The organism is Vibrio sp. CCB-PB317, assembly GCF_022808245.1.
Lineage (GTDB): Bacteria > Pseudomonadota > Gammaproteobacteria > Enterobacterales > Vibrionaceae > Vibrio > Vibrio diabolicus.
Genome location: NZ_JALGNU010000001.1, coordinates 433745 through 459849, shown reverse-complemented (window position 1 = coordinate 459849; position 26105 = coordinate 433745). Strand labels below are relative to the sequence as shown.

Below are 26105 nucleotides of genomic sequence, written 5' to 3'. Positions count from 1 at the left end.
TCTTTCCTTAGATCCTTTAGAAGTAACCTTGACGTTTTTTAAGCTCCATCGATCCTGACTGATCGTGGTCGATCGCTCGACCTTGGCGCTCACTCGACGTTGCCACCAGCATCTCTTCGATAATGCCGGTCAAAGTATTCGCTTCAGACTCGATAGCCCCAGTTAATGGATAACAACCAAGAGTACGGAAACGCACACTCTTCTCTTCGATCACTTCACCCGGTTGAAGCTCCATACGATCATCATCAACCATGATTAGCATGCCGTCGCGTTCAACAACTGGACGTTTGTCAGCGAGATAAAGCGGTACGATCTCGATGTTTTCTAAATAGATGTATTGCCAAATATCAAGCTCCGTCCAGTTCGAAAGTGGGAATACACGAATGCTCTCCCCTTTATTGACCTGACCGTTGTACGTCTTCCACAGCTCTGGACGTTGATTTTTAGGGTCCCAGGTATGGTTCTTGTCACGGAACGAATACACTCGCTCTTTTGCGCGTGATTTCTCTTCATCACGACGAGCGCCACCAAAAGCAGCATCGAAGCCATATTTGTTTAGCGCCTGCTTAAGACCTTGCGTTTTCATGATGTCCGTATGCTTTGACGAGCCATGAACAAACGGACTGCAGCCCATTGCTAGACCTTCTGGGTTCTTATGTACCAAAAGCTCAAAGCCGTATTTGGCAGCGGTGCGATCGCGAAACTCAATCATCTCGCGGAATTTCCAGTCCGTATCGACATGCAAAAGTGGGAATGGAATTTTGCCCGGATAAAACGCTTTACGCGCTAGGTGCAGCATCACTGATGAGTCTTTACCAATCGAATACATCATGACTGGGTTATCAAACTCAGCCGCAACTTCGCGGATAATATGGATACTCTCCGCTTCGAGTTGTTTAAGGTGAGTTAAACGTTGTTGGTCCATGTTTTGTATTTCCTTTTTAAGCTTGAAGGCGCATTACGTCTCTAATCTTTGGTCTGAAATTATATGGAGTTGGCAATAGCACTTTTGTTGAATTCAGTACTAGACAAAAACCAGTCTAACTTTTGAGACAGTCGCACTACCTCTCCGACAACAATCAAAGATGGCGATTGAGCTTCCTTCGATAAATCAGAGAGTTGGGAGAGCTCTCCCGTAAATACTTTTTGTTGAATCTGCGTACCACGCTCAATAATGGCAATCGGAGTCGACGCAGAACGACCATGCTTAATGAGTTGATTCTGAATATAGTGTGATTTCATCAGCCCCATGTAGATCACTAAAGTCTGATTCCCACGCGCCAACGTGGACCAATCCATCTCATCACTTTCTTCTTTCAAGTGGCCAGTCACAAAGATGGCCGATTGCGCATAATCACGATGAGTCAGTGGAATACCAGCATAAGCGGTTGCGCCAGCTGCTGCGGTAATGCCAGGGACAACTTGAAAACGAACGCCAGCATCAGCAAGCACTTCTAACTCTTCACCACCACGACCGAATACAAACGGATCACCACCTTTAATGCGCACTACTTTGTAGCCCTGCTTGGCAAAATCCACCAAAAGCTGATTCGTCTTCTCCTGCGGCACACTGTGATGCCCAGCTCGCTTCCCAACGCACACCAAAATCGTATCGCTTGGAATCAATGCCATGATTTCTTCTGACACCAAGTAGTCGTACAAAACCACATCGGCTTGCTGCAAACAGTTCAATGCTTTCACTGTCAAAAGTTCAGGATCACCCGGCCCCGCCCCCACTAAGGCGACTTCACCAGGCTGTAGCGATTGCTTTGCAAAACGAGTAACACCAGCTACTGAGTTGTCAGAAACTAACCGGGGCTTTGGTTTAGGAAAAGAAGTGACTGAATCGTTCGTTGCCATGTGCTTGCTCATCGTCCATTGATATCGTTATGCAAGCATTATGGCGGGGCGTTTATATTACCTGAAATTCTAAAATTTCATTTTTTATTCAAAAATCTGCTAAGAAGTTTTTGTTTGGTCTCATTCAAAAGCGTGAAAAAGTCGGCGGTTAATATGAATAAGGTTCAGTAAACTGATTTCTGTTCACAGTTTTCTGTATCTTTATCATTAAGTTGCACCAGCGTTTGATACATTACGCGGTACGATTCCCCCTTCCCATTGAATTGGAGCACCAAATGAAAGTGGCAGTTCACCCTATTTCCCTCGCAGTGTTAAGTGGCATGCTAACGCTTGCTGGTCCTGCGATGGCCGATACCATCAAGCTTCGTATCATCGAAACCACCGACATTCATACCAACGTGATGGATTACGATTACTACAAAGACCAACCATCACAGCAAATTGGTTTAAGTCGCGCTGCGACCATAGTGAAACAGGCTAAGTCCGAGGCAGAAAACACGGTATTAGTAGATAACGGCGATTTAATTCAGGGCAGCCCAATGGGCGATTACATGGCGGCGAAAGGGATTAACGCTGGCGATGTCCACCCAGTCTACAAGGCGATGAACCAACTAGACTACGATGTGGGCAACATTGGCAATCATGAGTTCAACTATGGCTTAGATTTCCTACAAAAGACGTTGAAGGGTGCAAACTTCCCTTACATCAACGCAAACGTATTTGATAAACAAACCGGTGAGCATTACTTCAAGCCTTACCTGATCAAAACCCACACCTTTAAAGACACAAACGGCGAAGCGCATCAAATAAAAGTGGGTTACATCGGCTTTGTACCACCACAAATTATGGTGTGGGATAAGAAGAACTTAGAAGGCAAAGTCTTTGCTAAAGACATTAAGGAAACTGCAAAGAAACTGATTCCTCAAATGAAGAAAGAAGGCGCAGACGTGATTGTGGCGATTCCACACTCGGGCATTTCTACTGATCCATACAAACTAGGCGCTGAAAACTCAGTTTACTACCTCACAGAAGTTGAAGGTATTGATGCCATTGCTTTTGGCCACTCTCACGCGGTCTTCCCAGGGAAAGACTTCGCAAACCTACCTGGTGTTGATACCGAGAAAGGGACCATCAATGGTGTGACGTCAGTGATGCCTGGTCGCTGGGGAAGTCATGTAGGTGTGATGGACTTGATGCTGAAAGAGGAAGACGGCAGATGGCAAGTAGTTGAAGGCCAAGCAGAAGCACGCCCTATCTTCGATAAAGTAAATAAGAAGTCATTAGCTAAAGCCGATGAAGGTATTGTGAAAGCGTTAGAAGAGGATCACAAAGGCACTCGTGAATTTGTAAACCAACCAATCGGCAAAGCAAATGATGTCATGTATAGCTTCTTGGCATTGGTGCAGGACGACCCAACCATTCAGATCGTTAACCTTGCTCAGAAAGATTACGTGGAACGCTTTATTCAAGGCGACCCAGATCTCGCTGACATTCCAGTATTGAGTGCCGCAGCACCATTTAAAGTCGGGGGGCGTAAGAACGATCCGAATAACTTTACAGAAGTCGAATCCGGTCAGCTCACCTTCCGTAATGCTGCCGATCTTTATTTATATCCCAACACCTTGGTCGCGATGAAAGTGAAAGGTAAAGAGGTTCGCGAATGGCTAGAGTGCAGCGCGGGTCAATTCAACCACATCGACATCAACAATCCTGAACCACAATCTTTGATTGATTGGGATAATTTCCGTACGTACAACTTCGATGTCATTGATGGGGTGAACTACCAGATCGATATCACCCAACCGCCCAAATACGATGCGAGCTGCAAAGTGATTAATCCAGATTCTCAGCGTATTGTGAATCTGACATTCAATGGTAAGCCAGTTGATCCAAAACAAGACTTCATCATCGCAACTAATAACTACCGTGCTTATAGCAATACCTTCCCTGGTACGGGCCCAGACTTTATTGCGTTTGACGCACCAGATGAAAGCCGCTCTGTCGTCGCCGCTTATATTTCTCGCGTGAGTGAAGAAAAAGGTGAAGTGACACCAAGCGCTGACAACAACTGGTCTTTCGCACCGATTAAATCCGATAAAAAGCTAGATATTCGCTTCGAAACATCTCCTAGCGATAAAGCGGCGCAATTCATTAAAGATAAAGGTCAATACCCAATGAAACGTGTCGCGACTGACGACATTGGTTTCGCGATTTACCAAATCGATCTGAATAAGTAAGGCTGATTTGACAACAACGCTAAGCGGCTCTCATGAGCCGCTTTTTTGTTATCAATAAAACCCGTTAGAATAAAGAAAACCGTTTCTGAGTTATCACATGCACAGCGATCTTTTTTCAGACTTAGTCAATCATGGCTTCTTAGACACAGAAGCAAACCAACTTATCGAAAATGGTGAGTTACTCGAACTGCCTACACGCCACATTCTTAACCACCAAGGAGAGTTTAGCTCGCACCTTTACTTCATTATTGAAGGGTTATGCCATGCAAGCTATCTCACTGAGCAGGGCAAAGAGTTCAGTAAAGAATTTTATTGGGAGAAAGACTGGGTTATCGGCTTTGAGAGCATAATTAAGAACCAACCTTCGCCTTACTTATTGGAAACGCTGAGCGCTTGTCAGCTATTTTGCTTACCAATTGAAACGCTGCATCAATGGCGAGCAGAAAAACACGCCATTTACTTAAAGCTACTCGAAAACCAACTGGTTAATAAAGAGAACAAAGAACGCTTTATGCTGCTCTACTCCCCAGAGGAACGATATCAACTATTTTGCGCCCATTACCCAGACTTAAAGCTACGTATTACCGATAGCCAAATAGCTGCTTATCTTGGGATCACGCCTATCAGTTTGAGCCGAATTAAAGCGCGCTTAACTAAAGATCACACTCTCAAATAAACTCGAAAAAGAAAAGGCTCTTCAAACGAAGAGCCTTTCTATGCTATTTAAGAAGCCGCGCTCGGAACTGACGCCCTTTCATCTTGCCATTACTAATGGTTTGTAGAGCCTTTTTGGCAGCTGACTTCTCGACCGCAACGTAGGCGCGCATCGGGAAAAGGTGAATCTTGCCAACTTGAGAGCCTGGGATACCATTTTTTCCAGTCAGACATCCTAAGATATCACCCGGTCGTACTTTCTGTTTCTTACCGCCATCAATGTTAATCGTCACCATCTTCGCTTGGTATGGCTGCTGATTTGATTTGGCAGGCAATGTTGCTGGTACCACGTCCATGTCCAGGTATTCTTCAATACGAGCTACACGCAAACCGTCTTTCTCTCCAAAGAAGCTGAACGCCAAACCTTTACTACCTGCACGGCCTGTACGACCGATACGGTGTACATGAACCTCAGGATCGCGCGATAGCTCAAAGTTAAAGACTGCATCAAGGTTATCTACGTCCAAACCACGCGCCGCGACGTCTGTTGCGACAAGGATAGAAACACTCTTGTTAGCAAACTGCACCAATGCTTGATCGCGTTCACGCTGTTCTAAGTCCCCATGGATATCGATAACGCTGAACCCTTTGCGATGCAACTCATCTGCGACACTTTGCACTTCTTTTTTGGTATTGCAAAAAACCACAGCGGACTCTGGTTGGTGAGTCAGTAGCAAGTTCGCCAACGCTTCATCACGCGCTTCCGAACCTTCAACTTTGTAGAAATGCTGAGCAATGCTTGAGGTATCATGAGTCGATTCCACCTTAATGACTTCAGGCGTCTGCATAATACGCTGCGCAATTTGCTCAATTTTCTCTGGGAAAGTAGCACTGAAAAGTAGAGTTTGACGCTGCTTTGGCGCTGCATCAATAATCGCATCTAATGCGTCTTGGAAACCCATGTCCAACATGCGATCAGCTTCATCTAGCACCAAGGTATTCAGCTCGCTCAGGTTAATTCGGCCTTTCTCAAGGTGATCCAAAATACGGCCAGGTGTGCCGACTAAGATATGCGCGCCATGCTCCAGAGAACCAATTTGTGGCCCCATTGGCATCCCACCGCAGAGAGTAAGCACTTTAATATTATGAATGCCACGACCTAAAGTACGAATTTCCTTCGCGACTTGATCCGCAAGCTCACGAGTTGGACACAATACTAATGACTGGACACGAAAGCGTTTGACGTTAAGGTTCGATAAAACACCCAAACCAAATGCAGCGGTTTTACCTGAGCCCGTTTTACCCTGCCCGATGACATCACGATGTTTTAGGATTGCAGGCAAACTCAAAGCTTGAATTGGCGTCATGTGGGTGTAGTTCAGGGAATCAAGTGTGGCGAGTAACGCTGGGTTTAGCCCGACTTGATCAAAAGTTTGTTTGCTCACGGGAATATCCTCAGGTGAGATGAAAAGAGGGCACATTATCACCAGATTTGGTGGGAAAACCAGTGATAATTAACCTTTGTTAATGAGTATGAGTACAAAACAAAGTAAAGTCAGTCACTCTACTCTCATGACGGATGACAACATGCTCACTTGGATTACTTTGCCCTTTGCTCAACTGACAACCACACAATTGTATACAATGATGAAATTACGTGTGGATGTATTCGTCGTTGAACAAACCTGCCCTTATCCTGAACTGGATGGCAAAGACACACTGGAAGGTGTTTATCATCTAATAGGTTACCACGGTGATGAACTTGTTGCTTGCGCACGATTGCTACCCGCTGGCACGACGTATGACAATGTGAGCATTGGTCGAGTCGTCACCAAACAAACTGCGCGTGGTGATGGTCTGGGACATAAGTTGCTGAAAGAGGCATTAACACAGTGTGAAATATTGTGGCCAGGACAGACGATTGATATAGGAGCTCAAGAGCATCTCATCCAGTTTTATGCGAGTCATGGATTCAAAGTTATTTCTGATCGCTACCTAGAGGATGGTATTCCTCATGTGGATATGCGAAAAGAAGCCGTAGCGATATAACGCGTTCATTGCTAGGTTAACTAATTTATAGATAAACTAAAAAGACGCGATACCTTCGCGTCTTTAGTTCATTTGAAGCATCTACTTGTTGCGCCCAAAGGTCCCATCCGATAAGCGGAAAAACATGACGGACCGGCCGCTTTTTTCTAATTGCAGCATATCCAACTCGCCTTCATCGCTAAGCTTAAAGCGAATCAATTGTCCTTGTTTAATTTGGCTCAGCGGCTTATCACTGCCTTCGATTTTTACTAGAGCGCTAAGATCCGCCATCGAGAGCTGATTACTTCTGAAAACCTGCGCTAACGTGTCGCCATTTTTAACCGTGTACTCTTTCCAGTCTTCGGATTTCGGCCCAGAATTCTGAGAGGTTCTTTGCTGGCTTAAACTCTGTGCGTTCAGCTGAATCGCTACGCGCTGATGATCGACCTCAGCTTGCTCAACTGATTGTTCTGTTTTATTCGGCAAAGGAATAACAAGGAGTACCAGAATCAATGGTACTAAAACCATCAAAGCTCGTTGATGGAATTTCGGTAGGCGCAGCCAAAACTGCTTAACAGGCTGTATACGCTCCAACCACTGCTCTTTGTTGAACGGCTGCTTCCAGTCGATAGCAGCGAATTTTTGTTTAACCAATTCGACATAGTCGACTTGCTGCTTTTTCTTTCTGCGACGATTCATTTTAATGAGTCCCTTAATACTTCTACTGCCAGTATAAAAATACCGACGCGGAGAGTATATGTTTTTCACTAAACTAAAATGGAATTTGGATTAAATTAGCAGAAATTTCACTTGGAGTAAGAGATAAGTCACACCCTGGCCGCCTCAATTAAGCATTCAGTCGCAATCATTTAAACCTAAGCTCGAAACTGATATCCTGTTGCCTTTATCACTCCTAACAAGAGCGACATTCATGTCTGAAATTAAATTTGAAACTGCAGAACAAAAAGCAAGCTACGGCATTGGTCTGCAAATGGGTCAGCAACTTGCAGGTTCTGGTCTTGAAGGTCTTAGCGTTGATGCTATCGCAGCGGGTATTGCAACAGCACTAACTGGTGACATGCCATCAATCGAAATTGATGAAATCAACAAAGCACTACAAGAACTTCACACTCGTGCAGAAACCGCTCGCCAAGAAGCAGCGAAAATTGCAGCAGCAGAAGGCGAAGCGTTCCTAAAAGACAACGCACTACGCCCTGAAGTTAACGTTCTAGACTCTGGCCTTCAGTACGAAATCATTTCTGAAGGTACTGGTGCAGTTCCAACAGCAGAAAGCTCAGTTCGCGTTCACTACCACGGTGAGCTAACTGACGGTACTGTATTCGATAGCTCTGTATCTCGCGGTCAGCCAGCTGAATTCCCTGTTACAGGCGTAATCAAAGGCTGGGTAGAAGCACTACAACTAATGCCTGTTGGTTCTAAGTGGAAACTATACGTACCACAAGACCTTGCGTACGGTGAGCGTGGCGCTGGTGCAGCTATCCCTCCATTCGCAGCACTAGTTTTCGAAGTAGAACTACTAGATATTCTTTAATTGAAACCATTTTCAATTATGATTTAATAAAACGGCGCATTAGCGCCGTTTTTTTTGTCTAAACTGAATAGACTTTCTCACCTCTAAACCTTTCATTCTGATAGCCTTTAAAACAATAAAATCACGTTAAAAACGCTCAACCTTCGGAGGTACTATGCGTAAAACACTCCTGACTCTGGCACTATTATCAATGAACATTGGTAGTGCACACGCATTCTTAGATTCCGTCACGCAAAAAAGTAAAGAAAGTGGCCTAATGGATATGGTAGGTAGTAGCCTGAACACTGAATCATCTCCATTGACAGACATGCTAACTAGCCAATTACCTGTATCTACAGAACAAGCGGCTGGAGGTAGTGGCGCACTACTCGCTTTGGCTCAAAGCCAGCTTTCACAAGAAAATAGCAGTGAATTACAGTCTTTGATTCCTGGGCTTTCAAACTTGCAAGGAGCACAAAGCTTACTGGGGAATATTGAGAATATCAGTGCAGTAAAAAGTGCATTCGATACGTTGGGTTTAGACCCCTCTATGATCAGTCAGTTTGCTCCAGTAATCTTGGATTACTTGAACAAACAAGGCGCCAGCGAGGGACTTCTAAGTTCGTTGGGCGGGTTGTGGAATAGTAGTAAATAAGCGCAAGTGATAATCACTTTTTAAATTGCCAGTCTGCATGGAGTAAAATAAATGCAGGCTGGATATAAAGATTTACTGAATCGCAGATACAAAAAAGCCGAGCTAACGCTCGGCTTTCTCGTTCTTACGAACTGATTACTCAGCAGCTTCTTCAGCAGCTGGGCGATCTACAAGCTCAATGTAAGCCATTGGAGCTTTATCACCAGCACGGAAGCCAGCTTTTAGGATACGAGTGTAACCGCCCTGACGAGCAGCAAAACGTGGACCTAGTTCGTTAAATAGTTTTGCAACTACTTCGTTGTCACGAGTACGTGCAAATGCTAGACGACGGTTAGCAACACTGTCAGTCTTAGCTAGTGTAATCAAAGGCTCAACTACGCGACGTAGCTCTTTTGCTTTTGGCAAAGTAGTCTTGATAACTTCATGACGTACTAGAGAGCTAGCCATGTTGCTGAACATCGCTTTGCGATGTGAGCTGTTGCGGTTGAGTTGACGACCACTCTTACGATGGCGCATGACCTAATCCTTCTAACTAGTATCGATTAATCTTCAGCGATTGATGCAGGTGGCCAGTTTTCTAGGCGCATGCCCAGAGACAGACCACGTGACGCAAGTACGTCTTTAATCTCAGTAAGAGACTTTTTACCAAGGTTAGGCGTTTTAAGTAGCTCAACCTCAGTACGTTGTACTAGATCACCGATGTAGTGAATCGCTTCTGCTTTCAGACAGTTAGCAGAGCGAACTGTTAGTTCAAGATCGTCTACAGGACGCAGTAGGATCGGATCGAATTCTGGCTTCTCTTCTTTCTCCTCAGGAACTCGTACATCACGAAGATCTACGAATGCATCCAATTGTTCAGCTAGGATTGTAGCTGCACGACGGATTGCTTCCTCAGGTTCTAGAGTACCGTTTGTTTCCATATCGATAACAAGCTTGTCTAGATCAGTGCGCTGTTCTACACGAGCTGCTTCTACAGCGTAGGCAATTTTGTCTACTGGGCTGTAAGTAGCATCTACTAGTAGGCGACCGATTGGACGCTCGTCTTCTTCGTTATGGATACGCGCAGAAGCTGGAACATAACCACGACCACGTTCTACTTTAATACGCATTGCGATTTCAGCGTTGTCATCCGTTAGGTGACAAATAACGTGTTCAGGGTTAGCGATCTCTACATCACCATCATGGGTGATGTCACCTGCAACCACAGGGCCCGAGCCTGATTTGTTCAAAGTAATGAACACTTCATCTTTGCCTTCAGCAACACGCACTGCCAAACCTTTAAGGTTTAGAAGGATTTCAAGAATATCTTCTTGTACACCTTCTTTAGTGCTGTACTCGTGAAGTACGCCTTCAATTTCTACTTCTGTCACTGCACAACCAGGCATAGAAGATAGAAGAATGCGGCGAAGTGCATTACCCAGAGTATGACCAAAGCCACGCTCTAATGGCTCAAGAGTTACTTTTGCGTGAGTCGAGCTGATTTGTTCGATGTCAACTAGACGTGGCTTAAGAAATTCTGTTACAGAACCCTGCATTGTGTCCTCTCTTTAGTTTAAACCTTACTTAGAGTAAAGCTCGACGATCAATTGTTCGTTGATGTCAGCTGATAGATCAGAACGCTCAGGCATACGCTTGAATGTACCTTCCATCTTGCCACCATCTACTTCAATCCAAGTTGGTTTTTCACGTTGTTCAGCAACTTCTAGAGCAGCTTTAATACGAGCTTGCTGTTTAGCTTTCTCGCGAATAGAAACAACGTCATTAGCCGCTACTTTGAAAGAAGGAACGTTTACAACTTTACCGTTTACTAGGATAGCTTTGTGGCTAACTAGCTGACGTGCTTCTGCGCGAGTTGCACCAAAGCCCATGCGGTAAACTACGTTATCAAGACGACCTTCAAGAAGCTGAAGTAGGTTTTCACCAGTGTTGCCTTTTAGGCGAGCAGCTTCTTTGTAGTAGTTACGGAATTGTTTTTCTAGAACGCCGTACATACGACGTACTTTTTGCTTCTCACGAAGCTGAACGCCATACTCAGATAGACGACCGCGACGAGCGCCGTGTACACCTGGTGCGTTATCAATTTTACACTTGGTATCGATCGCGCGAACACCAGACTTAAGGAATAAGTCAGTGCCTTCACGACGGCTAAGCTTCAGCTTAGGACCCAAATATCTTGCCATGATTCTTCTCCAATTGTCCTAGAAACGTTATACGCGACGTTTCTTAGGTGGACGACAACCGTTATGAGGGATTGGTGTAGCATCAACGATGTTTGTGATGCGGAAACCAGCGGCGTTTAGTGCACGAACAGTAGATTCGCGACCTGGACCAGGACCCTTAACCATAACTTCCAAGTTCTTTAGGCCGTATTCTTTAGCCATTTCAGCACAACGCTCAGCAGCAACCTGTGCAGCGAACGGAGTAGACTTACGAGAACCACGGAAACCAGAACCACCTGCAGTAGCCCATGCAAGAGCGTTACCTTGACGGTCAGTAATGGTTACGATTGTGTTATTGAAAGAAGCATGGATGTGCGCAACGCCATCTGCAACTTGCTTGCGTACGCGCTTACGAGCGCGAGTTGGTTGTTTAGCCATTGTACTCTACCTTCCCGATTATTTCTTGATCGGCTTACGCGGACCCTTACGGGTGCGAGCGTTGGTTTTAGTACGCTGTCCACGTAGTGGTAGACTGCGACGATGACGAAGACCACGGTAACAGCCAAGGTCCATAAGACGCTTGATGTTCATAGATACTTCACGACGTAGATCACCTTCTACAGTGTACTTAGCTACACCATCACGCAGTTGATCGATCTGCTCTTCAGTTAGTTCACTGATCTTAACATTTTCAGCAATACCCACTTCAGCTAGGATAGCTTGAGAGCGAGTTTTACCGATGCCGTAGATCGCTGTTAGAGCGATTACTGCATGTTTCTGATCAGGAATGTTAATGCCTGCTATACGGGCCATTATTCACTCCTAAGTGTTTCTATAAAAGAATTAGCCGCAGCAAAGCCCGTTATGGATACGCTGCGGAATACTACTTCTTTTGCACGCAAAAGGTAGGCCGAGGAATATACTCGACCCAACCTTCATTTTCAAGTAAAAATTTCTGCTAATTAGCCTTGGCGCTGTTTGTGCTTTGGCTCACTGCAAATCACGCGAACGACACCGTTACGCTTGATTACTTTACAGTTACGGCAGATTTTTTTAACGGAAGCACGAACTTTCATTGCTAAACTCCGTAAATGAAACTGAGTCTACCGCCGGATTAACGGCCGTAGCCTTTCAGATTCGCTTTCTTCAACACAGAATCATACTGTTGAGACATCAGATGAGTCTGTACCTGTGCCATAAAGTCCATAATTACAACAACTACGATTAGTAGCGATGTACCGCCGAAGTAGAAACGTACGTTCCACGCGACCATCATGAACTCGGGAATCAGACAGATAAAGGTAATGTACAGTGCACCAGCAAGGGTTAAACGTGTCATTACTTTATCAATGTACTTCGCTGTCTGCTCACCTGGGCGGATACCGGGTACGAATGCACCAGACTTCTTCAAGTTATCTGCTGTTTCACGCGGGTTGAAAACCAACGCCGTGTAGAAAAAACAGAAGAAGATAATTGCTGCTGCATAAAGCATTACATACAACGGTTGACCAGGGCTAAGAGCCAAAGACACGTCAGTTAACCAACCGAACGCGCTGCTCTCGCCGTTTTGACCAAACCACTGAGCCAATGTTCCTGGGAACAAGATAATGCTTGATGCAAAAATCGCTGGAATAACACCTGCCATGTTAATTTTAAGAGGCAGATGCGAGCTTTGTGCAGCAAATACTTTACGACCTTGTTGACGCTTCGCGTAGTTAACGACGATTCGGCGTTGACCACGTTCCATGAAAACAACGAAGTAAATGACTGCAAAAGCTAATACCGCGATTAGCAACAGAAGAAGTACATGCAATTCACCTTGACGCGCTTGCTCGATTGTTTGACCGATTGCAGAAGGCAATCCAGCAACAATACCTGCAAAAATCAGTATCGAAATACCGTTACCAATTCCTCGCTCTGTAATTTGTTCACCTAACCACATTAAGAACATGGTACCGGTTACTAAACTTACGGTAGCAATTAGCGTAAACATGGTTTGGTTGATAACAACCAGATTGTCGACCATGTTTGGTAGGCCAGTTGCAATACCTATAGCTTGGAAGGTTGCAAGTACAAGCGTGCCGTAGCGTGTGTATTGGCTGATCTTACGACGGCCTGCTTCACCCTCTTTTTTGAGTTCAGCTAACGCTGGATGAACTACAGTTAGCAATTGGACAACAATAGATGCCGAAATATACGGCATGATGCCCAATGCTAATATAGATGCACGCTCAAGAGCACCACCGGAGAACATGTTAAACATTTCAACGATGGTACCTTTTTGCTGTTCGAACAAATCGGCAAGTACAGCAGCGTCAATACCAGGAATCGGCACAAAGGAGCCGGCTCGGAATACTAAAAGTGCACCAATTACGAATAACAAGCGCGACTTTAGTTCACTTAAGCCGCTCTGAGCACTACGAAAATCTTGTCCTGGTTTCTTAGCCATCTGTACCTCGTTCCTCGAGATTATTCCTCGATTTTACCGCCTGCAGCTTCGATTGCAGCTTTAGCGCCTTTAGTCACACGTAGACCTTTCACAGTCACTGCTTTGTTGATTTCACCAGAAAGAACAACTTTTACAAATTCGATGTTCTTAGTGATGATGTTAGCAGCTTTAAGACTGTTTAGATCAACTACGTCACCAGAAACTTTCGCTAGCTCAGCTAGACGAACTTCAGCAGACACTAGGCTCTTACGAGAAGTGAAACCGAATTTTGGTAGACGTTGTTTCAGAGGCATCTGACCGCCTTCGAAACCTGGACGAACACTGCCGCCAGAACGTGATTTTTGACCTTTGTGACCACGGCCACCAGTTTTACCTAGGCCTGAACCGATACCACGACCTACTCGCTTCGCAGAAGTTTTCGCGCCAGCAGCCGGTGCTAGAGTATTCAAACGCATTCTGATTACTCCTCAACTTTAACCATGTAGTAAACCTTGTTGATCATACCGCGAATACACGGAGTATCTTCAAGTTCTACTGTGTGGTTGATTTTACGAAGACCTAGACCGCGCAAAGTAGCTTTGTGCTTTGGCAGACGACCAATTGAGCTTTTAGTTTGAGTTACTTTAATAGTTGCCATGGTGTTCTTACTCCGAAATAGATTCAACAGTTAGACCACGTTTAGCAGCAACCATTTCTGGTGACTTCATGCTACCTAGTGCATCGATCGTTGCACGAACGATGTTGATAGGGTTCGTAGAACCGTACGCTTTAGATAGTACGTTGTGTACACCAGCAACTTCTAGTACTGCACGCATCGCACCACCTGCGATAACACCAGTACCTTCTGCAGCAGGCTGCATGTAAACTTTAGAGCCCGAATGGCGACCTTTCACTGGGTGGTGAAGAGTGCCTTCGTTTAGAGCGATCGTAGTCATGTTACGACGCGCTTTTTCCATTGCTTTTTGAATCGCTGCAGGTACTTCACGAGCTTTGCCGTAACCGAAACCTACACGACCATTACCGTCACCAACTACTGTTAGTGCAGTGAAGCTCATGATTCGACCGCCTTTAACCGTCTTAGATACGCGGTTAACTGCGATTAGCTTTTCTTGCAAATCATTCGCTTGAACTTGTTGTTCTTTAGCCATCTTCCAACCCTACCTTAGAATTTCAGACCAGCTTCGCGAGCAGATTCTGCTAGCGCCGCTACTCGACCGTGGTATTGGAAACCAGAACGATCAAATGCAACTGCAGTTACACCCTTCTCAAGAGCGCGCTCAGCAATAGCTTTACCCACTGCTTTAGCTGCATCAACGTTACCAGTGTATTTCACTTGCTCACGGATCGCTTTTTCTACAGTAGAAGCTGCTGCGATAACCTCAGAGCCGTTAGCCGCGATAACCTGTGCGTACACGTGACGAGGAGTACGGTGTACAACTAGGCGAGTCGCACCCAGTTCTGCAATCTTACGACGTGCACGTGTAGCACGACGGATGCGAGATGCTTTCTTATCCATAGTGTTACCTTACTTCTTCTTAGCTTCTTTAGTACGCACATTTTCATCTGCGTAACGAACACCTTTGCCTTTGTATGGCTCAGGCTCACGGTAAGAACGAATGTCAGCCGCAACTTGACCAACTAGTTGCTTGTCAGCACCAGTGATCACGATTTCAGTTTGGCTTGGACATTCAGCTTTAATACCCGCTGGCAACTCGTGCTCAACTGGGTGTGAGAAGCCTAGTGTTAGACCTACAGCGTTGCCTTTGATAGCAGCACGGTAACCTACACCTTTAAGAGTTAGCTTCTTAGTAAAGCCTTCAGTAACACCAACAACCATGTTGTTAACTAGAGCGCGAGCAGTACCTGCTTGAGCCCATGCGTTAGCAACACCTTCTTTAGGACCGAAAGTCAGGTTATTTTCTTCCTGAGCGATTACAACTGCATCGTTAAGAACGCGAGTTAGTTCGCCTTTCGCACCTTTTACAGTGATTTCTTGGCCGTTTAGTTTCACCTCTACGCCAGCTGGAATAGCGACAGGTGCTTTTGCAACACGAGACATAGTCTACTCCTTATTAAGCTACGTAAGCGATGATTTCACCACCAAGACCTGCTTTACGTGCAGCGCGGTCTGACATAAGACCCTTGGAAGTTGAAACGATAGCAATACCAAGACCACCCATTACAGAAGGAAGTTCATCTTTCTTCTTGTAAACACGTAGACCTGGACGAGAAACACGTTTAAGTTGCTCGATTACTGGTTTAGCTTGGAAGTACTTAAGTGTAACTTCTAGCTCAGGTTTTGCTTCGCCTTCAACAGCGAAGTCAACGATGTAACCTTCAGCTTTTAGTAGTGCAGCAATTGCAACTTTAAGCTTTGAAGAAGGCATTTTTACAGCAACTTTGTTTGCTGCCTGACCGTTACGAACGCGGGTCAGCATATCCGAAATCGGATCTTGCATGCTCATATGATTTACTCCAAATGATTAAGTGGCAATTACCAGCTAGCCTTACGAAGACCCGGAATCTCGCCTTTCATGCAAGCTTCACGAACCTTAATACGGCTTAGACCGAACTTACGTAGGTAACCGTGTGGACGACCAGTTTGGTTGCAACGGTTGCGCTGACGTGATGCACTTGAATCACGTGGAAGAGATTGCAGTGTAAGAACCGCGTTCCAACGATCTTCTTCAGATGCGTTTACATCGCTGATGATAGCTTTTAGCGCTGCACGCTTTTCAGCGAACTTAGCTACTAGCTGTGCACGTTTAGCTTCACGTGCTTTCATTGATTGTTTAGCCATAACAGTAACCCTTCACCTTACTTACGGAATGGGAAGTTAAAGGCAGCCAGCAGAGCACGGCCTTCCTCATCAGTACCAGCAGACGTCGTAATAGTGATGTCTAAACCGCGTACACGATCAACTTTATCAAAGTCGATTTCCGGGAAGATGATTTGCTCGCGAACGCCCATGCTGTAGTTACCGCGACCGTCAAAAGACTTAGCGCTAACACCACGGAAGTCACGTACACGTGGAAGAGCGATGTTAATTAAACGCTCAAGAAAATCCCACATACGTTCGCCACGCAAGGTTACTTTACAACCGATAGGGTAGCCTTCACGGATTTTGAAACCTGCAACAGATTTGCGCGCTTTTGTGATAAGTGGCTTTTGACCAGAGATCGTTGCCATATCAGACGCTGCATTTTCTAGCAGTTTCTTATCGTTGATTGCTTCACCAACACCCATGTTTAGGGTGATTTTCTCGATTCTAGGGACTTGCATGACGCTTGTGTAACCGAACTGTTTGGTCAGTTCAGCGACTACAGACGACTTGTAGTAATCATGCAGTTTCGCCATAGTAGAACTCCAAATTACTTCTATTAGTTAGAAACGGTTTCGCCGTTAGACTTGAAGAAACGAACTTTTTTGCCGTCTTCAAAACGGAAACCGATACGGTCAGCTTTACCAGTAGCTGCGTTGAAAATCGCCACGTTAGAAACGTCGATTGCTGCTTCTTGCTCTACGATACCGCCTTGGATACCCATAGCTGGAACAGGTTTCTGATGCTTCTTAACTAGGTTGATACCTTCAACGATAACTTTACCAGTTGCTAGAACCTTAGTTACTTTACCTTTCTTGCCTTTGTCTTTACCAGCAAGAACGATTACTTCGTCATTACGACGGATTTTAGCTGCCATTTCTACGTGCTCCTTACAGAACTTCTGGAGCCAGTGAAACGATCTTCATGAACTTATCGCCACGAAGTTCGCGTGTCACAGGACCAAAGATACGTGTACCGATTGGTTGCTCAGTATTGTCGTTTAGCAATACGCAAGCATTTCGGTCGAAGCGAATGACAGAACCGTCAGGACGACGTACGCCTTTACGGGTGCGCACTACCACCGCCTTCAGAACATCACCTTTTTTAACTTTACCGCGAGGGATTGCTTCCTTCACAGTAACTTTGATGACGTCACCGATATGTGCATAACGGCGGTGAGAGCCACCCAGAACCTTAATACACATTACGCTGCGTGCGCCTGAGTTATCAGCTGCGTCCAGCATACTTTGCATTTGGATCATGTTAGTGCTCCGCTAAATATTAATAACTAGACCCATCACGGGTCGGGCTGCCTCTTTAAAAGGGACGCGAATTGTACCACCCTTTTTTGTGATTGGGTAGTCAAAAAATAAACGGCTCCAAAAATATTTTGGAGCCGCTTTAGTTTCATAGAATTAACGAGATTAAATCTTCGCCTTTTCTAGAACTTTTACCAAAGTCCAAGACTTAGTCTTAGACAGTGGACGACACTCTGCGATTTCAACTGTGTCGCCTAGGCCACACTCGTTGTTCTCGTCATGTGCGTGTACTTTAGTCGTACGTTTTACGTATTTACCGTAGATTGGGTGTTTTACGAAACGTTCGATAGCAACAGTGATAGACTTGTCCATCTTATCGCTAACAACACGACCTTGTTGAGTACGTTTTACTTCGCTCATTATGCGCCTGCCTTCTCAGTCAAAACAGTTTTCACACGTGCGATATCACGGCGTACAGCTTTCAGAGTATGAGTTTGCTGTAGTTGACCAGTCGCAGCTTGCATGCGCAAGTTGAACTGTTCACGTAGCAAATTCATTAGCTCAGCGTTAAGCTCTTCAACGCTTTTCTCGCGTAGATCTTGTGCTTTCATCACATCACCTGCTTAGTTACAAATGTAGTTTTGAAAGGCAGTTTACGTGCCGCAAGACGGAACGCTTCACGTGCCAATTCTTCAGGTACACCACCCATTTCGTACATAACCTTACCAGGTTGGATTTGGGCTACCCAGTACTCAACGTTACCTTTACCCTTACCTTGACGAACTTCAAGTGGTTTTTCTGTGATTGGTTTGTCTGGGAACACACGGATCCAGATTTTACCTTGACGCTTAACGTGACGTGTCATTGCACGACGTGCCGCTTCGATTTGACGAGCAGTTAGACGACCACGGCCAACAGCTTTAAGACCGAATTCGCCGAAGCTTACATCAGTACCTTTAGCTAGACCACGGTTACGACCAGTCTGAACCTTACGGAACTTAGTACGTTTAGGTTGTAGCATCTGTCGACTCCTTACTTACGGCCTTTACGCTGCTTCTTAGGCTTGTCGCCTTTAGGCTCTACAGCGTTAGCTGCTGGCATACCACCTAGGATTTCACCTTTGAAGATCCAAGTTTTAATGCCGATCACACCGTATTGAGTGTGAGCCGAAGAAGTTGCGTAATCAATGTCAGCACGTAGAGTGTGTAGAGGCACACGGCCTTCACGGTACCACTCTGAACGTGCGATTTCAGCGCCGCCTAGACGACCGCTTACTTCCACTTTGATACCTTTAGCGCCTAGGCGCATTGCGTTTTGTACTGCGCGCTTCATAGCACGACGGAACATAACACGACGCTCTAGCTGAGACGCGATGCTGTCACCAACAAGTTGCGCATCTAGTTCAGGCTTACGTACTTCAGCGATGTTAATTTGCGCTGGTACACCTGCAATTTTAGCTACAGCTGCGCGTAGCTTCTCAACGTCTTCACCTTTCTTACCGATAACAACGCCTGGACGAGCAGTGTGAATAGTCACACGGATGCTCTTAGCAGGACGCTCGATAACGATACGTGATAGAGACGCTTTTTTCAGTTCACTTGTAAGGAACTGACGTACCTTGAAGTCGCCGTCTAGGTTGTCAGCGAAATCTTTGGTGTTAGCAAACCATGTAGCATTCCAAGGCTTAACGATGCCTAGACGAATACCATTTGGATGTACTTTTTGACCCATTGCTTACTCTCCTAGTCTCTAGCGATCTGCTACAACAACAGTGATGTGGCTTGAACGCTTCAAGATACGATCCGCACGACCTTTAGCACGAGGCATAATACGCTTCATGGTTGGGCCTTCATCTACAAAGATTTTTGCGACATTCAGATCGTCAATATCTGCACCTTCGTTGTGCTCCGCGTTAGCGATAGCAGACTCTAGAACTTTCTTAACTAGTGCAGCAGCTTTTTTGTTGCTGAACGTTAGGATTTCTAGAGCTTGGTCAACAGATTTACCACGGATTAGATCCGCAACTAAGCGAGCTTTCTGAGGCGAAATGCGAGCAAAGTTATGTTTAGCAATTGCTTCCATTATTTACTCCTTAGCGCTTCTTAGCTTTCTTATCCGCAGCGTGACCGCGGTAAGTACGTGTTGGTGCGAATTCACCCAGTTTGTGACCGATCATTTCATCAGTTACAAATACTGGTACGTGCTGACGACCATTATGGACAGCGATGGTCAAACCGATCATCGTAGGGATGATCATTGAACGACGGGACCAAGTCTTAATAGGCTTTTTGTCTCCGCTTTCCACCGCTTTCTCTACCTTCTTCAGCAAGTGTAGGTCAATAAAAGGACCTTTCTTGAGAGAACGTGGCATGGCGATTCCTCTTTATATAGATTACTTGTTACGACGACGTACGATGTACTTGTCAGTGCGTTTGTTCTTACGAGTCTTGAAGCCTTTAGTAGGCATACCCCAAGGAGATACTGGGTGACGACCACCAGAAGTACGGCCTTCACCACCACCGTGTGGGTGGTCAATCGGGTTCATTACAACACCACGAACCGTTGGACGGATACCGCGATGACGTGATGCACCTGCTTTACCAAGTTCACGTAGCATGTGCTCAGAGTTACCAACTTCACCGATTGTTGCACGGCCTTCAGAAAGAACTTTGCGCATCTCGCCAGAACGTAGACGGATAGTTACGTACGCACCGTCGCGAGCAACGATTTGAGCGTAAGCACCAGCCGAACGAGCTAGCTGACCACCTTTACCAGGCTTAAGTTCAACGTTATGTACTGTTGAACCTACTGGGATATTACGCATTGGTAGAGTGTTACCAGCTTTGATTGGTGCATCAACACCAGACTGAATAACATCACCAGCTACAACACCTTTAGGTGCTAGGATGTAGCGACGCTCACCGTCTTTGTAAAGAACTAGAGCAATGTTTGCGCTACGGTTTGGATCGTATTCAAGACGCTCAACTGTCGCTGGAATACCATCTTTAGTACGTTTGAAGTCAACTACACGGTAGTGGTGCTTGTGACCACCGCCGATGTGACGTACTGTGATACGACCCTTGTTGTTACGACCACCGTTCTTAGAGTTTTTCTCTAGAAGAGGTGCGTATGGCTTGCCCTTGTGTAGGTCAGCGTTAACAACTTTAACAACGTGACGACGACCAGGGGAAGTCGGCTTACATTTAACAATAGCCATTTTTAACTACTCCTGTTATTCCGCGCCGCCAACGAAGTCAAGATCTTGACCTTCTTTCAAAGTAACGTACGCTTTCTTAACGTCGCTGCGGCGACCTTGGCGTAGACCTTGACGTTTGGTCTTACCCTTAGTGATAAGAGTATTTACAGACTTAACTTCAACTTCAAATAGCTTTTCTACAGCTGCTTTGATCTCTTTTTTAGTCGCATCTTTCGCTACTTTGAAAACGATAGTGTTCGCTTTCTCAGCTGCCATAGTTGCTTTTTCAGAGATGTGCGGTGCACGTAGAACTTTTAGGATACGCTCTTCAGTGATCATGCTAGCATTTCCTCTACTTGCTTAACTGCTTCTGCAGTCATTACAACTTTGTCAAACGCGATTAGAGATACTGGATCGATACCAGCAACATCACGTGCGTCAACTTTGTATAGGTTACGAGCAGCTAGGAATAGATTCTCATCTACTTCGCTAGTCACGATTAGAGCGTCAGTTAGCTCAAGCTCTTTAAGCTTAGCAACTAGCTCTTTAGTCTTTGGTGCTTCAACTGAGAAGTTATCAACAACGATTAGACGCTCTTGACGAACAAGCTCAGAAAGAATGCTCTTCATAGCACCACGGTACATTTTTTTGTTTACTTTTTGGCTGTGATCTTGTGGTTTCGCAGCAAAAGTAACACCACCTGTACGCCAGATTGGGCTACGGATTGTACCAGCACGCGCACGGCCAGTACCTTTTTGACGCCATGGCTTAGCGCCACCGCCAGAAACTTCTGAACGTGTTTTTTGAGCACGAGTACCTTGACGAGCACCTGCTGCGTACGCAACAACTACTTGGTGTACAAGAGCTTCGTTAAACTCACGTCCGAAAGTAGTTTCGGAAACAGTTAGTGCATCGGCACCTTTAACCATTAGTTCCATTACTTACTCCTGAGACGTTATGCTTTAACAGCTGGTTTAACGATCACGTTGCCGCCAGTTGCGCCTGGGACTGCACCTTTAATAAGAAGCAGGTTGCGCTCAGCGTCAACACGTACGATCTCTAGGTTTTGAGTCGTTACACGCTCAGCACCCATGTGACCTGCCATTTTCTTGCCTTTAAATACGCGACCTGGAGTCTGACATTGACCGATAGAACCAGGAGCACGGTGAGACAATGAGTTACCGTGAGTCATATCTTGAGTACGGAAGTTCCAACGCTTAACAGCGCCTTGGAAACCTTTACCCTTAGATGTACCAGTAACGTCTACTTTCTTAGTTTCGTTGAATAGTTCAACAGTTAGTTCTGAACCAACTTCGAACTCTTCGCCGTTTTCTAAACGGAATTCCCAAAGACCGCGACCAGCTTCAACGCCAGCTTTAGCAAAGTGACCTGCTTCAGCTTTGTTTACGCGGTTAGCTTTCTTAGAACCAGCTGTAACCTGGATTGCTGCGTAGCCGTCAGTTTCAAGAGTTTTCACTTGAGAAACACGGTTAGCTTCAACCTCAACAACAGTTACTGGGATAGAAACGCCTTCTTCAGTAAATACGCGGGTCATGCCCACTTTACGACCGATTAGACCAATCATACTTCTAATCTCCCTTAACCTAGGCTAATTTGAACGTCAACGCCCGCAGCAAGGTCTAGACGCATTAGAGCATCAACAGTCTTGTCTGTTGGCTCAACGATGTCGATTAGACGCTTGTGAGTACGGATTTCGTACTGGTCACGTGCTTTCTTGTTAACGTGTGGAGAGATAAGAACTGTGAAACGCTCTTTACGAGTTGGCAGTGGGATTGGACCACGAACCTGTGCGCCAGTGCGCTTAGCTGTTTCAACGATTTCCGCTGTAGAAGCATCGATTAGTTTGTAATCGAAAGCTTTTAGGCGGATACGGATACGTTGGTTCTGCATGAGACAGAGCTCCAAATTTAATAAATTACACAAACAATATCGCCACTCAAACTCGTCAAGACGAGAGAATGCCGATTGATTTATGTGAAACCGTAGCATCCAAGATTAGGACGCATTGTCAGTTAATTTTCGATTAACTATCCCTATATGCCAAAGTCACCTTTGAGGATAGTTTTTCCGAAGAAAAGATAGCTAATTGTATTAACCGCGAACATAAGCTGAGTATACATTACCTCGCAAATCCTTAGATTTGCTCGCTCCTCACTGCTCATTGGTTCACAACTGGCTTAACCAGTGCGCTGCATTATACAGATCACACTTTAGGTTGCAAGCGCTGAGTGAAAAATAATCGGGAATATTCCAAACCCTATACATCCCTCTTCGCTTGGTAGCCATTAAACAAAAAGGACGCCGAAGCGTCCTTTTCTAAACTGTAATCGTAATAGCGGCTGCTATTATTTCTTACCGCTTGATAGTGCACCGAAACGCTTGTTGAAGCGATCAACACGGCCGCCTGTATCAACGATACGTTGCTTACCAGTGTAGAATGGGTGACACTTGTCACATACGTCTAGGTGGATAGACTCTTTACCTAGAGTAGAGTTGAACTCAAAAGAGTTGCCGCAAGAACAAGTCGCTTTTACTGCTTTGTATTCTGGGTGGATACCAGCTTTCATGGGATAACCTCAATAGTAGGCCGTGTCGCTATACGAATCTAAGCCGCACACCACACGCAATTAATAATAAAATGGGATACCGCATCAACTAATTGCCGAAGCCATATCTCAAGGCGCGATATAGTAAAGAATCACATTGCTCGGATCAACACATTTGGCAACTTTTTCGCCACTTTTTTAGCCAGACTAATCATAGAGGCACGATTCACGCTGAATCACATAGCTTTACTCGAATTTCCATACCGATTTTAATAGACTCTCATTTCCTTTCCCTCTTTTTAATAGCTAAGAATTTATGCGTCCAACCATTGCTAGAGTGGCATTACCCGTTCCGCTCGACAAACAATTTGATTACGCCATTCCGGGGCACCTGTTTCCGATCATTGGTGGACGCGTTTCCGTACCTTTTGGACGCCAAACCTTAGTCGGCATCGTCACCGCAATGGTGAACGACTCCGACTTTCCTAAAGATCAACTTAAGCCAATCAAAGCGGTATTAGACTCCCAACCGATATGGCCAGAGACGCTTTATTCTCTGCTAAATTGGTGCAGCCAGTTCTATCAGTACCCTCTAGGTGACACTCTACACAATGCAATGCCTGCCGCGCTGAGGAAAGGCAAACCGGCCGACTTTGCAACGCTACAAGAATGGCAACTGACAGAAGCAGGAAGAAATAAGCTCATGCAAGGGCTTGGACGTGCGATAAAACAACAGCGTGCACTCCAAATGATGATCAACGGCCCAATCTCGCATCAAGAGCTCTTGGATCAAGAAGTAAACTCGACCATCTTAAAAAATCTCGAAGAAAAAGGTTGGGTCGAGCGCATCGAGAAAAAGCCGACCATTACGAAATGGAGTCAAAATGTAGAGTGTGCGGTAGAGAAACCAAAGCTTAACCATGAACAAGCACTCGCGATTGCCAGCGTAAATAGCCAAACGGGCTTTGCTTGCTATTTATTAGAAGGGGTCACGGGATCCGGTAAAACCGAAGTTTACTTAAACCTTATCAAGCCCGTTCTAGAGCAAGGGAAACAAGCATTAGTTTTAGTACCTGAGATCGGTCTAACGCCCCAAACCATCAACCGCTTTAAACATCGATTTAATGTCCCAGTAGATGTGATTCATTCCGGTTTGAATGAAACAGAGCGTTTGAACGCCTGGTTATCGGCTCGCGATAAAGCCGCGGGGATCATCATTGGTACGCGCTCAGCCCTACTGACACCTTTTGCTGATTTGGGGATTATTATCGTTGATGAAGAGCATGACTCCTCTTATAAGCAACAAGACAGCTTGCGTTACCACGCTCGTGATGTTGCTGTCATGCGCGCCCATAAAGAGCAAGTGCCGATTGTCCTTGGCTCAGCGACGCCAGCGTTAGAAACCCTACATAATGCGCTGTCTGGTAAATATCACCATTTAACACTCACCCAACGAGCTGGCTCTGCCGTGCCAACCACCAATAAAGTGTTAGATGTAAAAGGTCAGTATTTAGAAAGTGGCTTATCCGCCCAACTGATTGCCGAAATGCGCAAACACTTAAAAATGGGCAATCAGGTTATGTTGTTTCTTAACCGCCGAGGTTTCTCGCCCGCTTTGATGTGCCATGAATGTGGTTGGATTGCAGAATGTAAACGCTGTGATGCGTACTATACGTTCCACCATTACAGCAACGAAATACGCTGCCATCACTGCGGCTCACAACAACCTGTCATTCATCAGTGTCAGGGATGTGGTTCAACTCAACTGGTTACCGTCGGCGTAGGAACGGAACAGCTCGAACAACAATTGGCTCAGTTGTTTCCAGAATACAACGCCATTCGCATCGACAGAGATAGCACACGTCGCAAAGGTAGCTTGGAAGATGCCCTTGAGTCGATTCGTAAAGGTGAATACCAAATACTGATAGGCACTCAAATGCTGGCTAAGGGGCACCACTTTCCAAATGTAACGCTCGTAGCTCTTTTGGATGTTGATGGCTCTTTGTATAGTAGTGACTTCCGCGCTTCGGAGCGATTAGCTCAGCTGTTTATTCAGGTCGCAGGTCGTGCTGGCCGAGCAAGTAAACCTGGCGAAGTGATCCTGCAAACTCACCATCCTGAGCACAGCTTGCTGCAAGCCCTACTTCAAAAAGACTATCGTCACTTTGCTATGACAGCTCTGGAAGAACGTAAGCTCGCCCAGCTTCCGCCTTATAGTTTCTTGACTCTGTTTAAAGCAGAAGCAAACCAAAGTGAAGTGGTTGAAGACTTCTTACGTCAGGTTCGCTTTACCTTAGAATCGCATCCTTTATTTGACGACACTTGCATGGTGCTGGGTCCAACACCATCACCTCTCGCCAAACGTGCAGGCAAATACCGCTGGCAGCTGTTACTTCAAACCCAGCATCGTTCATTGATGCAAAAGTTATTAACCAGTGCCAAACCTGCTATTGAGTTGTTGCCAAATGCCAAGAAAGTTCGCTGGAATTTAGACATAGAGCCACAAGATCTCAGCTAGCAAACGTTTAACTATGTAATGAATTACCATTTAATGTGACGAGCATCACAACGGGATTGCAATTTTTGTTAAACAGACCGTAACTTTCACTTTAGAAATGAATAGACTATCCAAATTAGAAAAGTCTAAAGTGACTTGTTCGCACAGGCTTAGATTAAAACAATGACTATT

General features: G+C 45.4%; 39 protein-coding genes. 6 read left to right on the top strand and 33 right to left on the bottom strand.

Features of this window, described 5'->3' with window-relative positions; genetic code table 11:
• Positions 1-16: 16 nt before the first annotated feature.
• Together cysD and cobA are read right to left on the bottom strand one after the other, a co-directional pair.
• Positions 17-925 carry a sulfate adenylyltransferase subunit CysD gene (gene cysD, locus MTR11_RS02250; protein ID WP_005379592.1) on the bottom strand — a complete coding sequence of 303 codons (909 nt, stop codon included), beginning with the start codon at positions 923-925 and terminating at the stop codon, positions 17-19.
• Positions 926-984: 59 nt separating this feature from the next.
• Positions 985-1860, bottom strand: a complete 876-nt coding sequence (cobA, locus tag MTR11_RS02245) for a uroporphyrinogen-III C-methyltransferase (protein ID WP_048626585.1) — start codon at positions 1858-1860, stop codon at positions 985-987.
• Positions 1861-2135: 275 nt separating this feature from the next.
• Here cobA and cpdB point away from each other — a divergent pair, with 275 nt between their 5' ends.
• Positions 2136-4097 (top strand): 2',3'-cyclic-nucleotide 2'-phosphodiesterase, encoded by a 1962-nt coding sequence (gene cpdB / locus MTR11_RS02240; protein WP_243326961.1) that lies wholly within the window; start codon positions 2136-2138, stop codon positions 4095-4097.
• A gap of 97 nt (positions 4098-4194) precedes the next feature.
• Positions 4195-4773, top strand: coding sequence for a Crp/Fnr family transcriptional regulator (locus MTR11_RS02235; protein ID WP_047009024.1), 579 nt, complete (start codon positions 4195-4197; stop codon positions 4771-4773).
• 43 nt (positions 4774-4816) lie between these two features.
• Here the strand turns inward: MTR11_RS02235 and dbpA are convergent, their stop codons facing one another.
• Positions 4817-6196, bottom strand: a complete 1380-nt coding sequence (gene dbpA, locus MTR11_RS02230; protein ID WP_047009023.1) for an ATP-dependent RNA helicase DbpA — start codon at positions 6194-6196, stop codon at positions 4817-4819.
• A gap of 142 nt (positions 6197-6338) precedes the next feature.
• Here dbpA and MTR11_RS02225 point away from each other — a divergent pair, with 142 nt between their 5' ends.
• Positions 6339-6800 carry a GNAT family N-acetyltransferase gene (locus tag MTR11_RS02225; protein ID WP_046874180.1) on the top strand — a complete coding sequence of 154 codons (462 nt, stop codon included), beginning with the start codon at positions 6339-6341 and terminating at the stop codon, positions 6798-6800.
• A gap of 81 nt (positions 6801-6881) precedes the next feature.
• Here the strand turns inward: MTR11_RS02225 and MTR11_RS02220 are convergent, their stop codons facing one another.
• A complete protein-coding gene (locus tag MTR11_RS02220) occupies positions 6882-7478 on the bottom strand; it encodes a LysM-like peptidoglycan-binding domain-containing protein (RefSeq protein ID WP_046874056.1) in 597 nt (198 codons plus the stop codon).
• A 232-nt stretch (positions 7479-7710) separates the two neighbouring features.
• Here MTR11_RS02220 and MTR11_RS02215 point away from each other — a divergent pair, with 232 nt between their 5' ends.
• Both MTR11_RS02215 and MTR11_RS02210 read left to right on the top strand, forming a co-directional pair.
• On the top strand, positions 7711-8331 hold the full coding sequence (locus MTR11_RS02215) for an FKBP-type peptidyl-prolyl cis-trans isomerase (RefSeq protein WP_005392370.1): 621 nt from the start codon (positions 7711-7713) through the stop codon (positions 8329-8331).
• Between the two features lie 154 nt (positions 8332-8485).
• A complete protein-coding gene (locus MTR11_RS02210; RefSeq protein ID WP_048626581.1) occupies positions 8486-8965 on the top strand; it encodes a DUF2780 domain-containing protein in 480 nt (159 codons plus the stop codon).
• A gap of 135 nt (positions 8966-9100) precedes the next feature.
• Here MTR11_RS02210 and rplQ read toward each other — a convergent pair whose 3' ends face one another.
• From rplQ to rpmE, 29 genes are all read right to left on the bottom strand, one after another.
• Positions 9101-9481: a 50S ribosomal protein L17 gene (gene rplQ, locus MTR11_RS02205; RefSeq protein ID WP_005383141.1), complete on the bottom strand. Its 381-nt coding sequence runs from the start codon at positions 9479-9481 to the stop codon at positions 9101-9103.
• 26 nt (positions 9482-9507) lie between these two features.
• Entirely contained in the window at positions 9508-10500 is a 993-nt protein-coding gene (locus MTR11_RS02200; RefSeq protein WP_005383143.1) for a DNA-directed RNA polymerase subunit alpha, read from the bottom strand.
• 24 nt (positions 10501-10524) lie between these two features.
• Positions 10525-11145 carry a 30S ribosomal protein S4 gene (gene rpsD / locus MTR11_RS02195; protein WP_005383146.1) on the bottom strand — a complete coding sequence of 207 codons (621 nt, stop codon included), beginning with the start codon at positions 11143-11145 and terminating at the stop codon, positions 10525-10527.
• Between the two features lie 27 nt (positions 11146-11172).
• Entirely contained in the window at positions 11173-11562 is a 390-nt protein-coding gene (gene rpsK / locus MTR11_RS02190; RefSeq protein WP_001118870.1) for a 30S ribosomal protein S11, read from the bottom strand.
• 18 nt (positions 11563-11580) lie between these two features.
• On the bottom strand, positions 11581-11937 hold the full coding sequence (gene rpsM, locus MTR11_RS02185) for a 30S ribosomal protein S13 (RefSeq protein WP_005383154.1): 357 nt from the start codon (positions 11935-11937) through the stop codon (positions 11581-11583).
• A 149-nt stretch (positions 11938-12086) separates the two neighbouring features.
• The gene (rpmJ, locus tag MTR11_RS02180) at positions 12087-12200 is read right to left on the bottom strand and encodes a 50S ribosomal protein L36 (RefSeq protein ID WP_000868186.1); all 114 of its coding nucleotides are present in this window, start codon (positions 12198-12200) and stop codon (positions 12087-12089) included.
• A 38-nt stretch (positions 12201-12238) separates the two neighbouring features.
• Positions 12239-13573 (bottom strand): preprotein translocase subunit SecY, encoded by a 1335-nt coding sequence (gene secY, locus MTR11_RS02175; protein WP_005379562.1) that lies wholly within the window; start codon positions 13571-13573, stop codon positions 12239-12241.
• 20 nt (positions 13574-13593) lie between these two features.
• Positions 13594-14028, bottom strand: a complete 435-nt coding sequence (gene rplO / locus MTR11_RS02170; protein WP_005383155.1) for a 50S ribosomal protein L15 — start codon at positions 14026-14028, stop codon at positions 13594-13596.
• Positions 14029-14033: 5 nt separating this feature from the next.
• A complete protein-coding gene (gene rpmD / locus MTR11_RS02165) occupies positions 14034-14210 on the bottom strand; it encodes a 50S ribosomal protein L30 (protein WP_005379565.1) in 177 nt (58 codons plus the stop codon).
• Between the two features lie 7 nt (positions 14211-14217).
• Positions 14218-14721, bottom strand: a complete 504-nt coding sequence (gene rpsE, locus MTR11_RS02160; RefSeq protein ID WP_004745894.1) for a 30S ribosomal protein S5 — start codon at positions 14719-14721, stop codon at positions 14218-14220.
• A gap of 14 nt (positions 14722-14735) precedes the next feature.
• The gene (rplR, locus tag MTR11_RS02155) at positions 14736-15089 is read right to left on the bottom strand and encodes a 50S ribosomal protein L18 (protein WP_005379568.1); all 354 of its coding nucleotides are present in this window, start codon (positions 15087-15089) and stop codon (positions 14736-14738) included.
• A gap of 9 nt (positions 15090-15098) precedes the next feature.
• Positions 15099-15632: a 50S ribosomal protein L6 gene (rplF, locus tag MTR11_RS02150; protein ID WP_005392377.1), complete on the bottom strand. Its 534-nt coding sequence runs from the start codon at positions 15630-15632 to the stop codon at positions 15099-15101.
• Positions 15633-15645: 13 nt separating this feature from the next.
• Positions 15646-16038: a 30S ribosomal protein S8 gene (gene rpsH / locus MTR11_RS02145; protein WP_005379572.1), complete on the bottom strand. Its 393-nt coding sequence runs from the start codon at positions 16036-16038 to the stop codon at positions 15646-15648.
• A gap of 29 nt (positions 16039-16067) precedes the next feature.
• Entirely contained in the window at positions 16068-16373 is a 306-nt protein-coding gene (gene rpsN, locus MTR11_RS02140) for a 30S ribosomal protein S14 (RefSeq protein WP_012841173.1), read from the bottom strand.
• Between the two features lie 17 nt (positions 16374-16390).
• On the bottom strand, positions 16391-16930 hold the full coding sequence (gene rplE, locus MTR11_RS02135) for a 50S ribosomal protein L5 (RefSeq protein WP_005379573.1): 540 nt from the start codon (positions 16928-16930) through the stop codon (positions 16391-16393).
• A 23-nt stretch (positions 16931-16953) separates the two neighbouring features.
• The gene (gene rplX, locus MTR11_RS02130; protein ID WP_005379574.1) at positions 16954-17271 is read right to left on the bottom strand and encodes a 50S ribosomal protein L24; all 318 of its coding nucleotides are present in this window, start codon (positions 17269-17271) and stop codon (positions 16954-16956) included.
• A gap of 13 nt (positions 17272-17284) precedes the next feature.
• A complete protein-coding gene (gene rplN, locus MTR11_RS02125; protein WP_004410450.1) occupies positions 17285-17656 on the bottom strand; it encodes a 50S ribosomal protein L14 in 372 nt (123 codons plus the stop codon).
• 162 nt (positions 17657-17818) lie between these two features.
• Positions 17819-18073 (bottom strand): 30S ribosomal protein S17, encoded by a 255-nt coding sequence (rpsQ, locus tag MTR11_RS02120; RefSeq protein WP_005379575.1) that lies wholly within the window; start codon positions 18071-18073, stop codon positions 17819-17821.
• The gene (gene rpmC, locus MTR11_RS02115; RefSeq protein WP_005379576.1) at positions 18073-18264 is read right to left on the bottom strand and encodes a 50S ribosomal protein L29; all 192 of its coding nucleotides are present in this window, start codon (positions 18262-18264) and stop codon (positions 18073-18075) included. The genes rpsQ and rpmC overlap by 1 nt, the downstream gene beginning before the upstream one ends.
• A complete protein-coding gene (gene rplP / locus MTR11_RS02110; RefSeq protein ID WP_005379577.1) occupies positions 18264-18674 on the bottom strand; it encodes a 50S ribosomal protein L16 in 411 nt (136 codons plus the stop codon). The genes rpmC and rplP overlap by 1 nt, the downstream gene beginning before the upstream one ends.
• 11 nt (positions 18675-18685) lie before the next feature.
• Positions 18686-19384, bottom strand: coding sequence for a 30S ribosomal protein S3 (gene rpsC / locus MTR11_RS02105; RefSeq protein ID WP_005383161.1), 699 nt, complete (start codon positions 19382-19384; stop codon positions 18686-18688).
• An 18-nt stretch (positions 19385-19402) separates the two neighbouring features.
• Positions 19403-19735, bottom strand: coding sequence for a 50S ribosomal protein L22 (gene rplV / locus MTR11_RS02100; RefSeq protein WP_005383164.1), 333 nt, complete (start codon positions 19733-19735; stop codon positions 19403-19405).
• 10 nt (positions 19736-19745) lie between these two features.
• The gene (rpsS, locus tag MTR11_RS02095; RefSeq protein WP_004394525.1) at positions 19746-20024 is read right to left on the bottom strand and encodes a 30S ribosomal protein S19; all 279 of its coding nucleotides are present in this window, start codon (positions 20022-20024) and stop codon (positions 19746-19748) included.
• Positions 20025-20045: 21 nt separating this feature from the next.
• Positions 20046-20870, bottom strand: a complete 825-nt coding sequence (gene rplB / locus MTR11_RS02090; protein ID WP_005383168.1) for a 50S ribosomal protein L2 — start codon at positions 20868-20870, stop codon at positions 20046-20048.
• Positions 20871-20885: 15 nt separating this feature from the next.
• The gene (gene rplW / locus MTR11_RS02085; protein WP_004398471.1) at positions 20886-21188 is read right to left on the bottom strand and encodes a 50S ribosomal protein L23; all 303 of its coding nucleotides are present in this window, start codon (positions 21186-21188) and stop codon (positions 20886-20888) included.
• Complete coding sequence (gene rplD, locus MTR11_RS02080; protein ID WP_005379556.1) at positions 21185-21787, bottom strand: 50S ribosomal protein L4; 603 nt, start codon at positions 21785-21787, stop codon at positions 21185-21187. Before rplD ends, rplW begins: the two co-directional genes overlap by 4 nt.
• Positions 21788-21804: 17 nt before the next feature.
• Complete coding sequence (gene rplC, locus MTR11_RS02075) at positions 21805-22434, bottom strand: 50S ribosomal protein L3 (RefSeq protein WP_005379555.1); 630 nt, start codon at positions 22432-22434, stop codon at positions 21805-21807.
• Between the two features lie 14 nt (positions 22435-22448).
• The gene (gene rpsJ, locus MTR11_RS02070; protein WP_004410492.1) at positions 22449-22760 is read right to left on the bottom strand and encodes a 30S ribosomal protein S10; all 312 of its coding nucleotides are present in this window, start codon (positions 22758-22760) and stop codon (positions 22449-22451) included.
• Between the two features lie 455 nt (positions 22761-23215).
• Positions 23216-23437: a 50S ribosomal protein L31 gene (gene rpmE, locus MTR11_RS02065; protein WP_005379546.1), complete on the bottom strand. Its 222-nt coding sequence runs from the start codon at positions 23435-23437 to the stop codon at positions 23216-23218.
• 295 nt (positions 23438-23732) lie between these two features.
• Between rpmE and priA the strand changes: the two genes are divergently transcribed.
• Complete coding sequence (gene priA / locus MTR11_RS02060; protein WP_134647691.1) at positions 23733-25934, top strand: primosomal protein N'; 2202 nt, start codon at positions 23733-23735, stop codon at positions 25932-25934.
• The last annotated feature ends 171 nt before the right edge of the window (positions 25935-26105 follow it).